This window comes from Pseudaeromonas aegiceratis, from assembly GCF_046254905.1.
Taxonomy (GTDB): domain Bacteria; phylum Pseudomonadota; class Gammaproteobacteria; order Enterobacterales; family Aeromonadaceae; genus Pseudaeromonas; species Pseudaeromonas aegiceratis.
The window spans coordinates 1,143,221-1,158,487 of sequence record NZ_CP158016.1; the positions used below are offsets into that span (position 1 = coordinate 1,143,221).

Sequence of the window (15,267 nt, forward strand, 5' to 3'; positions counted from 1 at the left end):
AATGAGGTCATTATGACACCTGTTGTTGCCCTGGTGGGCCGTCCCAATGTGGGCAAGTCCACCCTGTTTAACCGCCTGACCCGCACCCGGGACGCCCTGGTGGCGGATTTCCCCGGCTTGACCCGGGACCGTAAGTATGGCCAGGCCAAGCTGGGCAGAATGGAGTTCATCGTGGTGGATACCGGCGGTATCGACGGCTCCGAAGAGGGCATCGAGCTGCACATGGCGGAGCAGTCCCTGCTGGCCATCGACGAGGCGGACGTGGTGCTGTTCCTGGTGGATGCCAGAGCCGGCCTCACCAGTGCCGACATCGGCATCGCCAACCACCTGCGTCGCCAGAAGAAGAAGGTCTTCCTGGTGGCCAACAAGGTGGATGGCCTGGATGCGGACTCCGTGGTGGGCGAGTTTTACGCCCTGGCCCTGGGGGAGGTCTACCAGATGGCGGCGGCCCATGGCCGTGGTGTGTATGGTCTGCTGGAGCAGGCCCTGACCCCCTATCTGGAGGAGCTGCAGGACGAGGAGAGCGACGAAGACGAGGCTTCTGACGAGGAGGCCGAGTGGGACAGCGGCTGGGAGCCGGAGCCCACCGAGGAGGAGCTGGCCGCCGCCGAGCAGGAGTCCCTCGAGAATGCCGTGCCGTTTGCGGATCTGCCCATCAAGTTCGCCATCGTCGGGCGCCCCAACGTGGGCAAGTCCACCCTGACCAACCGCATGCTGGGTGAGGAACGGGTCATCGTCTTCGACATGCCGGGCACCACCCGGGATTCCATCTACATCCCCCTGGAGCGTGACGAGCAGCAGTACATCGTCATCGACACCGCCGGGGTGCGCAAGCGCAAGAAGGTCTACGAGACGGTGGAGAAGTTCTCCGTCATCAAGACGCTGCAGGCCATCGAGGATGCCAACGTGGTGATCCTGGTGATCGACGCCAGAGACGGCCTGTCGGATCAGGATCTGAGCCTGCTGGGCTTCACCATCCAGACCGGCCGCTCCATCGTCATCGCAGTGAACAAGTGGGACGGCCTGGATCAGGACGTGAAGGACGATATCAAGGAGGCGCTGGAGCGTCGCCTGGGTTTTGTTGACTTCGCCCGCATCCACTTCATCTCCGCCCTGCACGGCACCGGCGTCGGCCACCTGTTCGAGTCCATTCAGGAGGCGTACCAGTCCGCCACCCGTCGAGTGAGTACCGCCATGGTGACCCGCATCATGCGCATGGCCACCGAGGACCACCAGCCGCCTCTGGTGCGTGGTCGTCGGGTCAAGCTCAAGTACGCCCACGCCGGTGGTTACAATCCGCCGCGCATCATAGTGCACGGCAACCAGGTCAAGGATCTGCCGGACTCGTACAAGCGGTATCTCATCAACTACTTCCGTCGCGCCTTGAAGATCATGGGGACCCCCATCCATGTGGAGTTCCAGGAAGGGGACAACCCGTACGAGGGCAAGAAGAACAAGCTGACCCAGAGCCAGATCCGCAAGCGCCGGCGCCTGATGAAGTTCGTCAAGAAGTAGTAAGCGGTCGTGGGCACGGGGAGCTGGCTGCCCGTGCCTCGGCTGTGTCTGGCTATAGACCGGGAGCCGAGTCTCCCAGAAGGAGAGAAGATGGCCTTTCTGTTGATCTGTCCGGCCTGTCAGGCCGAGGGGTTGGATCCCCGCCGTAGCGAAACCAGCTGCACCCAGTGTGGCAAGACCTTCCGCCTCACGCCCCACTGTCCCGAGTGCGACAGCGAGCTGGAGCGGGTGCAGGCCTGCGGTGCGGTGGATTTCTTCTGTAACCGGTGCAACAACCTGGTGTCCAAGCGGGCCGCCCGCTTCGATATCAAGCCGCAATGAGTCAGACGGTCAGACACCAAAAAGGAGCCTTGAGGCTCCTTTTTTGTGGGTGGTTGGCAGAGACACTCTGCGGTTTAGTAGCTCTGTGTCAGGAAGAAGGTCAACCGGCGGGTGGCCAGCTTGCGCACGCGGCGGATGGTGACCCGTCTGCGGTGCCCATACCAGGGCTCGGCGCGTTTCCGACGCTGCAATACCCCTCTTTTTCTTCTCATAATGGTACCTCCTGAGGGTGGGCAGTCTGATCGACTGTCAGCCTGGATAGTAACAGAAAATTAACCTGAGAAAAGCCGAAAAAAGTATCAGGAAGAGGAGGGGATCCGGTCGTCGCCCTGGGCCGGCGTGGCGGCCGGCGTCTCCGACGGGGTGGCGGGAGCCGCCGCTGTGGGGGGCTCGCTGGGGGTACGGGTGGCGATATTGACCCAGCTTTGGCTGAAGTGACGCCGCTCCTCCTGCTGGCGCTCGGTGGCGTCATACATGCGCAGGCTCTGGTAGTAGCGGCGGATGTTGTTCACGTAGAGCCGGGCCTCCCGGCCACGGGCATAGCCGTAGCGGGTCTTGCTGTACCACTGGGCCTCGTGCAGCAGGGGCAGGCTCTCCTTCAGATCCCGCCAGGCATCGGGGTTGCCGCCCCTGAGCTTGGTCAGGCGGCGGGCATCCAGCATGTGGCCATAGCCCATGTTGTAAGCCACCAGGGCAAACCAGATCTTCTCATCCTTGGGTACCGAGTCCGGCACCTTGTCGATGAGCTGGCGCAGGTAGGCGGCCCCGCCCTTGATGCTCTGCTCGGGATCCTTGCGATCGACTATGCCCAGCTCCTTGGCGGTCTCCAGGGTCAGCATCATCAGGCCGCGCACCCCGGTATAGGAGCGCGCCGCCTCGTTCCAGTGGGATTCCTGGTAGCTGATGGCGGCCAGCAGCCGCCAGTCCAGCCCCTGGGCATAGGACTCGAACAGCTGGCGGTACTTGGGCAAGATCTCCTTGACCCGCTGCAAGAAGGTGTGAGTGTCCACGTAATCGAAGGACTGCACGTGACCGAAGTACTTCTCGTCCAGCTTGGCCAGGGTGCCGTCCTGATTGCGTTGGCCGAAGAAGTCGATGAGGGCGGCGTACAGGGTGTCATCTTCCCGCCGGGAGAGGGCCCAGCCCACCGGGGTGGGGGGGGAGAGGGTCATGGCCTCCGCCAGCTCCGGATAGAAACGCTGGTTCTGGGCCAGCAGGGTGTCATCCACTATGGTGTAGGCGATCTTGCCTTCCGCCACCTCCCGCAGCAGGGCCTCGCTGTCGCCCTCCGCCCGGACCTGCCATGGCAGGCTGTCGAATTGCTGGCTCAGGCTCTGCAGCAGATCCTCGTGGCTGGACCCCTTGACCACCACGATGGGCTCCTTGATGTCGGCCAGGGAGCCGGGGCGGGCGCGGCCATTGCGGTAGACCAGCTTCTGCTGCACCAGATAATAGGAGGGGGTGAAGCGCAGCCACTGCAGCCGCTTGGGGGTCACCGCCAGGGCTGCGGCGATGAGATCCACCTTGCCACGGCTCAGCAGATCGAACAGTTGTTGGGTCTGGTAGGCGGGCACGATCTTGAGCCGCACTCCCAGGGAGTCGGCAAAGCGTTTGGCCAGCTCGTAGTCCAGGCCCGTGGGGGCGCTGTCCAGCAGTCGATAGGTCGTGCTGCTGTAGAGGGTGCCGACCCGCAGTTCACCTCGCCGTTTTATTTCGTTGAGTTGGTTTTGCCCTGCTTCTTGGCTGCAGGCGCCAAGAAATAGAACACCAATCAATAAAATCAACAGGTTAACTCTTGTATGGAATAGGCTAAATCTACTGTGCAAGGGTTTTCCCGGTTATCGGTTGCTCGGGTTTTATACCAAAGGCCCCTGTGGATGTCACACCCTTATGCCGGCCAAACGTTTGTCTGTTGCGGTCGACATCACAAAGCCCCCTCCCTATAATACGCGCACTGCGTTTTCCCCCCTCCCAACCAAGCGAGAATTGGCACCATGGAAATCTTACGAGGAGCGCCCGCGCTGTCTGAATTCCGGCTCAGAAAGCTGCTGGCCAACTTTGCCGAACTGGACCTGGACATCACCGACCTCTATGCCGAATATGTCCACTTTGCCGAGCTGAGCGCCCCCCTGGATGAGGTCCAACAGGATACCCTGGCCAAGCTGCTGACCTATGGCCCCACCATCGCCGAGCATGCCCCCACAGGTCACCTGTTCCTCGTCACTCCTCGCCCCGGCACCATCTCCCCCTGGTCTTCCAAAGCCACCGACATCGCCCGTAACTGTGGTCTGTCTCAGGTGGTGCGCCTGGAGCGCGGCATTGCCTACTACGTGGGGGCGGCCGGCCTGGATGCCGCCCAGCGTCAGCAGGTGTCTGCCCTGTTGCACGATCGCATGATGGAGGCGGTGTTCGACAGCCTGCCGGCTGCCGAGGCCCTGTTCGCCCATCACGCCCCGGCGCCCCATACCAGTGTAGACGTGCTGGCTGGTGGTCGCGCCGCCCTGGCCGAGGCCAACGTGCAGCTGGGCCTGGCCCTGGCCGATGACGAGATCGACTACCTGGTGACCAGCTTCAAGAAGCTGGGCCGCAATCCCAACGACATCGAACTGTACATGTTCGCTCAGGCCAACTCCGAGCACTGCCGGCACAAGATCTTCAACGCCGACTGGACCATCGACGGGGTCAAGCAGGACAAGTCCCTGTTCAAGATGATCAAGAACACCTTCGAACAGCACAGTGAGCATGTGCTGTCGGCCTACAAGGACAACGCCGCCGTCATGGTGGGTTCCGAGGCCGGACGCTTCTTCCCCAGCCCGGAAACCGGGGAATATCAATACCATCAGGAGCCCATTCAGATCCTGATGAAGGTGGAAACCCACAACCACCCCACCGCCATCTCCCCCTTCCCGGGGGCGGCCACCGGCTCCGGCGGCGAGATCCGCGACGAGGGTGCCACCGGCCGCGGCTCCAAGCCCAAGGCGGGTCTGTGCGGCTTCTCGGTCTCCAACCTGCGCATTCCTGGCCACCAGCAACCCTGGGAAACCGACTTTGGCAAACCCGGCCGCATCGTCACCGCCCTGGACATCATGATCGACGGCCCCTTGGGTGCTGCCGCCTTCAACAACGAGTTCGGTCGCCCCAACATCCTGGGTTACTTCCGTACCTATGAGGAGAAGGTCCCCAGCCACAACGGCGTGGAGATCCGCGGTTATCACAAGCCCATCATGCTGGCCGGCGGCCTGGGCAACATCCGTGACGAGCACGTGCAGAAGGGTGAGATCCCGGTGGGAGCCAAGCTCATCGTGCTGGGTGGCCCCGCCATGAATATCGGGCTGGGGGGCGGCGCCGCCTCCTCCATGACCTCAGGCCAGTCCGCCGAGGATCTGGACTTTGCCTCCGTGCAGCGGGACAACCCCGAGATGGAGCGCCGCTGCCAGGAGGTCATCGACCGCTGCTGGCAGATGGGGGAAGACAACCCCATCGTCTTCATTCACGACGTGGGGGCCGGTGGCCTGTCCAACGCCATGCCGGAGCTGGTGAACGACGGCGAGCGCGGCGGCCGTTTCGAGCTGCGCAAGGTGCCCAACGACGAGCCGGGCATGAGCCCGCTGGAGATCTGGTGTAACGAATCTCAGGAGCGCTACGTGCTGGCGGTGGCCGCCGATCAGCTGGCCAAGTTCGAAGAGCTGTGCCGCCGGGAGCGCGCCCCCTATGCGGTGGTGGGCGAGGCGACCGAAGAGCGTCACCTGACCCTCTCAGACAGCCACTTCGGCAACCAGCCCATCGATCTGCCCCTGGAGGTGCTGCTGGGCAAGCCGCCCAAGATGCACCGTCAGGTCAGTCGCCTGCCGGCCCAGGGCCAGGCCCTGCAGCTGGACGGCGCCACCGTCAAGGAGGCGGCGGAGCGCATCCTGCGTCTGCCCACAGTGGCGGAGAAGACCTTCCTCATCACCATTGGTGACCGGACCGTGACCGGTCTCGTTGCCCGGGATCAGATGGTGGGCCCCTGGCAGGTGCCGGTGGCCGACTGTGCCGTCACCGCCGCCAGCTACGACACCTATGCCGGTGAAGCCATGTCCATGGGGGAACGTACCCCGGTGGCCCTGCTGGATCACGGCGCCTCCGCCCGCCTGGCGGTGGCCGAGTCCCTCACCAACCTGGCACCCGCCCAGATCGGCGATCTGACCCGGGTCAAGCTCTCCGCCAACTGGATGGCCGCCGCCGGTCACCCCGGCGAAGATGCCGGCCTCTACGAGGCGGTGAAGGCGGTGGGCGAGGAGCTGTGCCCCGAGCTGGCCATCACGGTACCGGTGGGCAAGGACTCCATGTCCATGAAGACCCGCTGGGAGCAGGATGGACAGCAGCGGGAGGTGATCGCGCCCCTGTCCCTCATCATCACCGCCTTTGCCCGGGTGGAAGACGTGCGCAACACGGTCACGCCGCAGCTGCGCAGCGATCTGGGGGAGAGCGATCTCATCCTCATCGATCTGGGCAACGGTAAGAACCGTCTGGGCGGCTCCTGCCTGGCCCAAGTCTACAAGCAGCTGGGTAACGAGGCGCCGGACGTGGACAGCCCCACCCAGCTCAAGGCCTTCTTCAATGCCATTCAGGTCCTGGTGGCCGAGCGCAAGCTGCTGGCCTATCACGACCGCTCCGACGGCGGCCTGTTCACCACATTGGCGGAGATGGCTTTCGCCGGCAAGACGGGTCTGACCGTGGCGCTGGATCAGCTGGGTCACGACGATCTGGCGGTGCTGTTTGCCGAGGAGCTGGGCGCCGTCATCCAGGTGCGCCGTGACGACAAGGAAGCCGTGCTCACCACCCTGGCCGGCCATGGCCTGGCCAGCTGCACCTATGTCATCGGTAGCCTGAACGACGACGATCAGCTGCGCTTCACCCGCAACGGGCAGAACGTGCTGTGCGAAAACCGGGTGCACCTGCGCACCGTCTGGGCCGAGACCACCCACCAGATGCAGGGCCTGCGGGACAACCCGGCCTGCGCCGATGCCGAGTTCAAGGCCAAGTTCGATGCCCAGGACCCCGGTCTGCATGCCAGCCTCAGCTTCGACGTGCAGCAGGACGTGGCGGCACCCTACATCGCCAAGGGTCTGCGTCCGCGGGTGGCCATACTGCGTGAGCAGGGGGTCAACTCCCACAGCGAGATGGCGGCGGCCTTCGACCGGGCCGGTTTCGCCTGTCAGGACGTGCACATGAGCGACGTGCTGGGTGGCCGCATCCAGCTGGCGGACTTCCAGGGGCTGGCGGCCTGTGGCGGCTTCTCCTACGGGGACGTGCTGGGGGCCGGTGAGGGCTGGGCCAAGTCCATCCTGTTCAACCCCCGGGCCCGGGAGCAGTTCCAGGGCTTCTTCCATCGGGACGATACCTTCGCCCTGGGGGTCTGTAACGGTTGCCAGATGATGTCCAACCTCAAGGATCTGATCCCCGGTGCCGAGCTGTGGCCGCGCTTCGTGCGCAACGAGTCAGAGCGCTTCGAGGCCCGCTTCAGCCTGGTGGAAGTGCAGGCGTCACCGTCGCTGTTCTTCGCCGGCATGGCCGGTTCCCGCATGCCCATCGCCGTGTCCCACGGTGAAGGCCGGGTCGAGGTGCGGGATGCCCAGCACCTGGCGGCCATCAACGCCAGCGGTACCGTGGCGGTGCGCTTCAGCGACCACTACGGCCAGGCCACCGAAGCCTACCCCTTCAACCCCAACGGCTCGCCCACCGGGGTAACGGGCCTCACCACCACAGATGGTCGGGTCACCATCATGATGCCGCACCCAGAGCGGGTGATGCGCACCGTGGCCAACTCCTGGCACCCGGACGACTGGGGCGAGAGCAGCCCCTGGATGCGGATGTTCCGCAACGCCCGGGTCTGGTTGGGTTAAGAGAGCAGCACGTTAAGCAGTAAAAAGCCGCCTTTGAGGCTAATGCTCATCAGTTAAGGCGCCGTTGGCGCCTTAACTGTATCAACGACACGGTTTTTTGAGGCAAAAGCCAACCCCACCCTAACCCTCCCCTTGAACAAGGGGAGGGAAAAATCGTTCCTCCCCCTTACCAAGGGGGAGGTTAGGAGGGGGATGGCTTGCCTCTGGCGGCCATTCATGAGTATCTCTGTTTCTTAACTGACCAGCATTAGCCTTTGAGGCGGCTTTTTTTATGCGGCGTTCAGGGCAGGCGGCGGGCCTGCCAGTAGTGGCGGGACCAGTAGGGGTTGTCCAGCTCGGAGATGATGACGCCGTGGCTCGTCGAGGCGTGCAGGAACTGGCGATCCTTGAGGTAGATGCCCACATGGCGGGTGTGGTAGCCGGTCTTGAAGAACAGCAGATCCCCCGGCTGCAGGGCCTGCTGACTCACAGGGCGCCCCTGGGTCGCCTGGCCTGAGGTATCCCGCGGCAGATCCAGCCCGAAGCGCTCGGCGAAGGTGAGCTGGACGAAGCCGGAACAATCCACCCCGCGACGGCTCTGGCCACCGGCCCGGTAGGGCACCCCCTTCCAGTGGTGATACTGCTCGAACAGCTGAGCGCGGATCAGCAGGGGATCGAGCAGCAGGTCGCTGTCCACCACCGTCTGGGGTGTTGTGTGGGTGACGGGGGGCGGTGGGCTTTGACAGCCGGCCAGCAGCAAGAGGGTCAGGGCAAAGGGCAGAGTAGGGCGCAGGGCTGGGCGCAGCACGGGGAACTCCCTTCCGATAAGAGCAGAAACTGCTGCTCAGGGTGGGGGATTTTACGGTTTCAGGCAAGTCTTACCTTGGCCCAGGCCCCAGAAGTGTCGCGACAGGCTGGTTTTGCGCATGGCGAGACGGTAACGTGAAGCAAAAATCCAGGAGAGACATGGTGCAAGGGGACTGGGATCTGCTCAAGCTGGCCTACGACTTTCTCGGCTGGCTGCTGTTTGTCGGCTACCTGGCCCTGATGGTGGGGATCTCGGTACGGGTGGTGATGAAGCGGCGGCCCATCGGTGTCTCCCTGGCCTGGCTGTTTCTCATCTACATACTGCCGGGGTTGGGCATCGTCAGCTATCTGCTGTTTGGCGAAATCCGCCTGGGACGCAAGCGGGTGGAGCGGGCGGTGGCCATGTACACCCCCTATGGGCGCTGGATCCGCGAGCTGGTGCGCCAGTTTGCCCATCCGCTGGCCGAACCCAGCCATCAGGCCCAGCCCCTGGTGGAGCTGGTGGAGGCGCGCCTGGGCTCGCCCCTGCTCAAGGGCAACCGCCTGGCCCTCCTGACCGAACCCAACGAAATATTGTTTGCCCTGGCCCGGGACATCCAGGCCAGCCAGGTCTCCTGCTTCCTGGAGTTTTACATCTGGCAGCCGGGGGGCTGGGTGGATGAGGTGGCCGATGCCTTGATCGCGGCGGCCGGCCGTGGCGTGGAGTGCCGGGTGCTGCTGGACTCGGTGGGCAGCGCCGCCTTCTTCAAGACCGATTGGCCGCGGCGGCTGTCGGATGCCGGGGTGCGCCTCGTGGAGGTGCTGCCGGTGGGGGCCTGGCGCATTCCCTTGCAGCGGCAAGACCTGCGCATGCACCGCAAGCTGGTGGTGATCGACGATCAGGTGGCCTACACGGGATCCATGAACCTGGTGGATCCGCGCTTCTTCAAGCGCGGTGCCGGGGTGGGTCAGTGGATCGACATCATGGTACGGCAGCAGGGGCCCGTGGTGCCCCTGTTCTGGTCCCTGTTCGTGCGGGACTGGGAGATGGAGACCGGCGAGCGGCTGCTGGAGGCGCAACAGCACAATCCCGAATACCTGGATGAGCCGGATCAGCAGGTGCAGCTGGTGCCGTCCGGCCCCTTCACCGGCGGGGACTGTATCCAGCAGATACTGCTGCAGGCCATCTATCAGGCTCGCCATACCCTGGTGCTCACCACCCCCTACTTCGTGCCGGACGATCCCTTGGCCGCCGCCTTGCAGGTGGCGGCGGAGCGCGGGGTGCGGGTGCAGCTGATCCTGCCTGCCAAGAACGACTCCCTGATGGCGACCTATGCCAGCCAGGCCTTCTTCGAGGAGCTGTTGGCCTCCGGGGTGGAGATCTATCGCTTCCACGATGGCCTGCTGCACACCAAGAGCGTGCTGGTGGACGAGGCCCTGGCCCTGGTGGGCACGGTGAATCTGGACCGACGCAGCCTCTGGCTCAACTTCGAAGCCACCTTGCTGGTGGATGACCCCGGCTTTGCCGGCGAGTTGGCGCGGGTGCAGCAGGACTACCTGCAGCGTGCCCGCCCCATGAGCTGGCAGCAGTGGCGCCAGCGCTCCCGCTGGCATCGACTGCGGGAGAATCTCTTCTATCTGCTCAGTCCGCTGCTCTGAGCGCGGACTTATTCTGGATAAGTTCAAAGAATCAAGTCGTTATCCTTGCCCCCATTCGGGGCAGGGATTAACGTGCTGCCAGCTGATACCTGTAACACCCGCGTAAGGATACGGATCTCATGAACAGGAAACTCACCGTGGCCCTGCTGATCGGCTTGGGCGGCCTGGGGTATGTGGCCGGTTGCGCCAACAGCAGCCGCCTGTTTGATGCCCAGCGCCAGCAGGCCGTCACTCGACTCAACCAACTGCCCGGTGTCCACGCCCAGTGGCAGAGCATGGCGGAGGGCTGGTTCCGCAGCCAGGGGCAATTGCACCTGACCCTGGAACAGGCCTTCTTCGATCAGTACCTGGGGGAGGAGGCCCCCGTGCTGGAGGCTCCGCTGGAAGTCAGCACCAGCCTGTTCCAGTCCTTCACCCCCTGGGGAGTCAGTGGCCAGGGTAACCTGGATCAGAGCCGAGGCAGCCTGGGCCGCTGGCTCGAGGCCAACCATCAGGCCAGCCTGCCGCTGGTCTTGAACTGGCAGGCCGGCCTGTTCAGCTCGGGGTTGAATCTGGATCTCAGCCTGGACAGCTGGCAGTTTGCCGATGCCGACGGCAAGTTGGGCTGGTCGCCGCTGCATCTGACCGTCCAGGGCCTCGGGGAGTCGGCCATGAGCATCAACCTCAGCTGGCAGGGACTGGAGGCCAGTGACGCGGCGGCCAAGGCGCAGCTGACGGTGCAGCCCGTGAGCCTGAGCCTGGATCTCAAGCGGCTGGGACGGGCCTGGTATGCCCCCACCAGTCAGCTGGCGCTTAAGGGCTTGCGGTTGCAGCAGGAGGGGCAGCATCTGAGCCTGGCGGGTCTGCGTCTCGGCAGTCAGGAGACGGAGCGCGGCAGCGGCCTGGATGGCCGGCTGGATCTGCACTATCAGGTGGGGCTGGACAGCCTGCAGGTGCAGGAGGCCAGCGGCCAGCATCGCCTGGATCAGTTGCAGTTGGCCTTGACCCTGGATGGCGTGGACCGCATGGGCTACGAGACGGTGCTCAATCAGCAGCAAAGCGGCGCGCCCCAGGAGCCGGAGCTGGCCCTGGCCAGCCTCAGCCTGATGGGGCAAAAGGGGCTCAAGGTCGGTTTGGCGCCGTTGCAGGTGCAGATCGATCGGGCCCCCCTGAAGCTGGCCGGCGAGCTGACCCTGCCGCCTTATGATGTGGCCTCCCAGCCCAATCCGCTGGCCCTGCTGCAACAGAGCCAGGGCGCGCTGCAGGTGGAGCTGGCTCCCCAGCTGGCCGAGCAGATCCCCCAGCTGGCCGCCAACCTGGACACGTTGCTGCAGAACGGTTACCTCAGACGCAACGAGCTGGGCAACCTGCTGGTGGAGTTCAAGCTGGCCGATCACAGGGCCACCGCCAACGGCCTGCCGCTGCCGCTGTAACTAACGTCAGCCGGATAAACAAACGGCCCCCTCATGCGAGGGGGCCGTTTGCGTTAGGGCCTGGCCGGGGATTAATCCCCCAGGTAGTACTCTATGGTGGAGACGATACGCACCTTCTTGATGTAGGGGGTGTTGCTGTCGCGATCCGTGATGCTGAACTGTCCCTGGCTGGCGTGCCGGATCTTGCCCAGCCGGCTTTGGGAGTCCTGGGCAAACTTGCTGGCCACCTCCCGGGCGTTCTGGGTGGCCTCGGCGATCATCTCAGGCTTCAAGCGATTGAGATCGGTGAACAGGAACTGGGTCTGGTTGCCGTAATCCTGGCCTGTCATGGCGATGCCGCTCTGCCCCAGCTGGCTGATCTCGCCCATGGCGGTGCGGACCTTGTCGATCTTGTGGCTGTAGACGGTCACCGTCATGGCCCCGGTGTAGCGGCCCTGGTTCACCGTGGCCTCGTTAAAGCCCTGGGCCTGACGATCCACCAGGCTGGGCTGGGAGACGGAGATCTCGTCGACACTGAAGCCATGCTGGCGCAGGAAGTGCACTATGCGGGCGCTCTTGTCATCCAGGGTGGCGTACAGCTCCGGCAGGGCGTTGCCCACCTCGGTGAAACGGATGGGCCAGATGGCCACGTTGGCCGGGACTTCCCGCTCCGACAGCCCCTTGACCACCACGCTGCGATCCATGCCGCGAAACTTCAGCATGCCCTCGGCCAGCAGGGCCCCCATGGCGATGAGGCCGATGCACAGCAGGCCCCCCAGAAACAGTGAACTCATGATGTTGCGCTGGGATTGCATGATATCTCCTGTTGCGTTGTGGGCCGCAGGGGCCGGAGTCGTTGGTGAGTCTATGCGGTTGGCCTGGCGGGGGCCAGGGCCGGAAACCAACAGGGCGGAGATTGCTCCCCGCCCTGCTTGCTATTTGAAGACCACCGTCTTGTTGCCGTGGACGAACACCCGTTCTTCCAGCACTTGCCGCAGGCCCCGGGTCAGCACCAGGCGCTCCACGTCACGGCCAGCCTTGGCCATGGCCTCGGCGCTGAAGCTGTGATCCACCGGGATCACGTGCTGGTCTATGATGGGCCCCTCATCCAGATCGTCGGTGACGAAGTGGGCGGTGGCGCCGATGATCTTCACGCCGCGGTCATAGGCCTGCTGATAGGGGCGGGCGCCGATGAAGGCCGGTAGGAAGGAGTGGTGGATGTTGATGATGCGATAGGGATAGGCCGAGACGAATTCCGGAGTCAGCACCCGCATGTACTTGGCCAGCACCACGTAGTCCGGGGTATAGCCATCGATCACCGCCCGCATCTGTGCCTCGTGCTCCTCACGGCTGAGGCCCTCGTGGCTGACATGATGGAAGGGCACGCCGAACTTGTTGGCCAGATCCTCGAGCTTGTCGTAGTTGCCCACCACGGCGGCGATCTCCACGTTCAGGGCGCCTTCATAGCTCTTGATCAGGATGTCGCCCAGGCAGTGGGCCTCCTTGGTCACCAGGATCACCACCCGCTTCTTGCCGGCGGCCACCAGACGGCGTTTGGCGCCCATCGGCAGGGTATCATCCAGATCCGCCAGCAGGGTCTCGTCGTTGAAGCGCCCCTCCAGCTCGGTACGCATGAAGAAGCGGCCGTGGGTGTGGTCCACGAACTCGTCGTTCTTGATGATGTTGAGCTGATGCTTGTAGCAGATGTAGGTGATCTTGGCGATGAGACCTTGGGCGTCCGGGCAATCGGTGAGCAGAATCTTGCGCTTCATCCTGTAGGTGTTCCTGGCTGACTCGTGATAAGTCGGACACTATGCCACAAATTTCTGGCTTTGCCAGGGGCTCGGGGGACAAAGCGGCGGCGGGGTGGGGCGGCTTTGACCTAACGCAAAGGGATGAGTCCGGGCCTGGGGCAGCATAGGGCCTCTGGGCCTGTAGTCGGGTCCGCACGAGGAGAGCAGATGACACAGGATGTGGATCGCGCCAAAGGGTGTCTGGTGGGGCTCGCCATCGGCGATGCCATCGGCACCACCTTGGAGTTTCGCCCCCGAGGCAGCTTCAGCCCGCTGCAGGACATGCACGGCGGCGGACACTTCTGCCTGCCCAAGGGCCACTGGACCGACGACACCTCCATGGCCCTGTGCCTGGGGGCCAGTCTGCTGGCCTGCGGCGGCTTCGATGCGGCGGATCAGATGCGCCGCTACTGCGACTGGCTGGACAACGGCTACCAGAGCAGCCTGGGCGTCTGCTTCGACGTGGGAATGACGGTGCAGTCGGCCCTGCGGCGCTTTCAAAAAAGCGGCAACCCCTACAGCGGCGCCCGCTCCCGCTGGAGTTCCGGCAACGGCTCCATCATGCGCCTGGCCCCGGTGGTCATTGCCTACCGGGCCGATTTGTCCGCCTGTCGCCACTATGCCGCCTTGAGCTCCCGTACCACCCACGGCTCGCCCCTGTGTCTGGACGGCTGCGCCCTGTTTGGCGAGCTGCTCTGGCACCTGTTGCGCGGTGAAGGCAAGGCCCAGGCGCTGCAGGCCTGCCAGCTGCCCACCGAGCCTGAATTGGCGGCGCTGCAGGGGGGCAGCTTTATCGACAAGTCCTATGCGGCCTTGAAGGGCAGCGGCTTCGTGGTGGAGAGCCTGGAGGCCGCCCTGTGGTGCTTCTGGCACACCGACAGCTTCGCCGATTGCGTGCTGGCGGCGGCCAACCTGGGGGATGATGCGGACACCACGGCGGCGGTGGCGGGCCAGCTGGCCGGCGCCCATTACGGCCATGGGGCCATCCGGGCCGAATGGTGCCAGGCCCTGCACCGCCACGCCGACATCGCCGCCCTGGCCGAGGCCCTGTATGGCCTGGCGCCCCAGGATGTGGGGGCGCGGCTTGCTGATCTCCCTGCCTGAGCCCTACGGCCTGCCGGACGACTGGCTGGCCCTGCCGTTCAACCACTGCAATCTGCCGGCCCGCTACCTGGCCTGCCTGGCCTTTCAGCTGGAGCCGGTGGCGTTGCAGCTGGACGGGGTGCACCTGATGTATGCGGATCTGTTCGACCGGCTGGATGCCTGCCCGGACCGCCGCACGCGGCGCCGTTGCTTCACCGACTTCATGGCGGTGCGCTTTCATCTGCCGGCGGCGGAGCTGCCGGAGGTGCCGGCCATGGGCCCGGTGCCGCGGCCGCGGCTGCATTACGGTCAGATGCTGCTGGGCTGGCTGTTTGACTCGGACAATCAGCAGGGGGCCATCTGGCGGCAGTGGGTGGAGTCGCGCTTTGGCCTCTGTACCCGCTTCTACAAGGAGCCCATCACTGGGCCCGACGATCCGGCCTATGGCCGCTTCCTGCACACCGCCGGCTGGGCCGGCTACAACAGCAATGCCCTGTATAACCAGCTGGATCTGCTCTACAGCTTCTGCCAGTACCAGCTGGTGCGGGACTTTCCCCTGCGCCGCCGCCTGACCCTGTATCGCGGCGGCACCGAGCGGCCCAGCCACAGCTTCGAGGGGCAGCCCGTCATGCTGCTCAACAACCTCTGCTCCTGCACCGACAACCCGGAGGAGGCCTTTCGCTTCGGCCCCCGGGTCTATCAGCTGGAGGTGCCGCTGCCCAAGATCGTCTGCTATCAGCAGCTGTTGCCCAGCGTGCTGCAGGGGGAGGGCGAGTATATGGTGTTGGGGGGCTGCTATCCTGTGACCCCCTATGCCTGATTGTCATGAATCCTTCACGCTATGGCTCTAGGCTG

The 15,267-nt window shown here is 64.4% G+C and carries 12 protein-coding genes; 7 read left to right on the forward strand and 5 right to left on the reverse strand.

Translation table 11 applies throughout. The features are described 5' to 3' along the window. Positions 1-12 precede the first annotated feature (12 nt). On the forward strand, positions 13-1,515 hold the full coding sequence (der, locus tag ABHF91_RS05470) for a ribosome biogenesis GTPase Der (RefSeq protein WP_409422458.1): 1,503 nt from the start codon (positions 13-15) through the stop codon (positions 1,513-1,515). A 90-nt stretch (positions 1,516-1,605) separates the two neighbouring features. Then, positions 1,606-1,836 carry a zinc ribbon domain-containing protein gene (locus ABHF91_RS05475; RefSeq protein WP_409422459.1) on the forward strand — a complete coding sequence of 77 codons (231 nt, stop codon included), beginning with the start codon at positions 1,606-1,608 and terminating at the stop codon, positions 1,834-1,836. A 74-nt stretch (positions 1,837-1,910) separates the two neighbouring features. Here ABHF91_RS05475 and ABHF91_RS05480 read toward each other — a convergent pair whose 3' ends face one another. Then, positions 1,911-2,048, reverse strand: a complete 138-nt coding sequence (locus ABHF91_RS05480) for a hypothetical protein (RefSeq protein WP_409422460.1) — start codon at positions 2,046-2,048, stop codon at positions 1,911-1,913. 87 nt (positions 2,049-2,135) lie between these two features. Continuing rightward, positions 2,136-3,623, reverse strand: coding sequence for a membrane-bound lytic murein transglycosylase MltF (gene mltF / locus ABHF91_RS05485; protein ID WP_409423084.1), 1,488 nt, complete (start codon positions 3,621-3,623; stop codon positions 2,136-2,138). 207 nt (positions 3,624-3,830) lie between these two features. On the opposite strand from mltF, the gene purL reads away from it, so the two are divergent. Next, entirely contained in the window at positions 3,831-7,721 is a 3,891-nt protein-coding gene (purL, locus tag ABHF91_RS05490) for a phosphoribosylformylglycinamidine synthase (protein WP_409422461.1), read from the forward strand. A gap of 280 nt (positions 7,722-8,001) precedes the next feature. Here purL and ABHF91_RS05495 read toward each other — a convergent pair whose 3' ends face one another. After that, entirely contained in the window at positions 8,002-8,508 is a 507-nt protein-coding gene (locus tag ABHF91_RS05495; RefSeq protein ID WP_409422462.1) for an NlpC/P60 family protein, read from the reverse strand. A gap of 158 nt (positions 8,509-8,666) precedes the next feature. Here ABHF91_RS05495 and cls point away from each other — a divergent pair, with 158 nt between their 5' ends. Together cls and ABHF91_RS05505 are read left to right on the forward strand one after the other, a co-directional pair. Then, positions 8,667-10,145 (forward strand): cardiolipin synthase, encoded by a 1,479-nt coding sequence (gene cls / locus ABHF91_RS05500; protein WP_409422463.1) that lies wholly within the window; start codon positions 8,667-8,669, stop codon positions 10,143-10,145. Between the two features lie 119 nt (positions 10,146-10,264). Beyond that, positions 10,265-11,557: a DUF945 family protein gene (locus tag ABHF91_RS05505; protein ID WP_409422464.1), complete on the forward strand. Its 1,293-nt coding sequence runs from the start codon at positions 10,265-10,267 to the stop codon at positions 11,555-11,557. Positions 11,558-11,628: 71 nt separating this feature from the next. On the opposite strand, the gene ABHF91_RS05510 is transcribed toward ABHF91_RS05505, so the two are convergent. Then, the gene (locus ABHF91_RS05510; protein ID WP_409422465.1) at positions 11,629-12,351 is read right to left on the reverse strand and encodes an SIMPL domain-containing protein; all 723 of its coding nucleotides are present in this window, start codon (positions 12,349-12,351) and stop codon (positions 11,629-11,631) included. Between the two features lie 120 nt (positions 12,352-12,471). Beyond that, positions 12,472-13,308 carry a formyltetrahydrofolate deformylase gene (purU, locus tag ABHF91_RS05515; RefSeq protein ID WP_409422466.1) on the reverse strand — a complete coding sequence of 279 codons (837 nt, stop codon included), beginning with the start codon at positions 13,306-13,308 and terminating at the stop codon, positions 12,472-12,474. Positions 13,309-13,497: 189 nt separating this feature from the next. On the opposite strand from purU, the gene ABHF91_RS05520 reads away from it, so the two are divergent. Next, positions 13,498-14,433, forward strand: coding sequence for an ADP-ribosylglycohydrolase family protein (locus ABHF91_RS05520; protein ID WP_409422467.1), 936 nt, complete (start codon positions 13,498-13,500; stop codon positions 14,431-14,433). Further along, entirely contained in the window at positions 14,414-15,232 is an 819-nt protein-coding gene (locus ABHF91_RS05525; protein WP_409422468.1) for an NAD(+)--dinitrogen-reductase ADP-D-ribosyltransferase, read from the forward strand. Before ABHF91_RS05520 ends, ABHF91_RS05525 begins: the two co-directional genes overlap by 20 nt. The last annotated feature ends 35 nt before the right edge of the window (positions 15,233-15,267 follow it).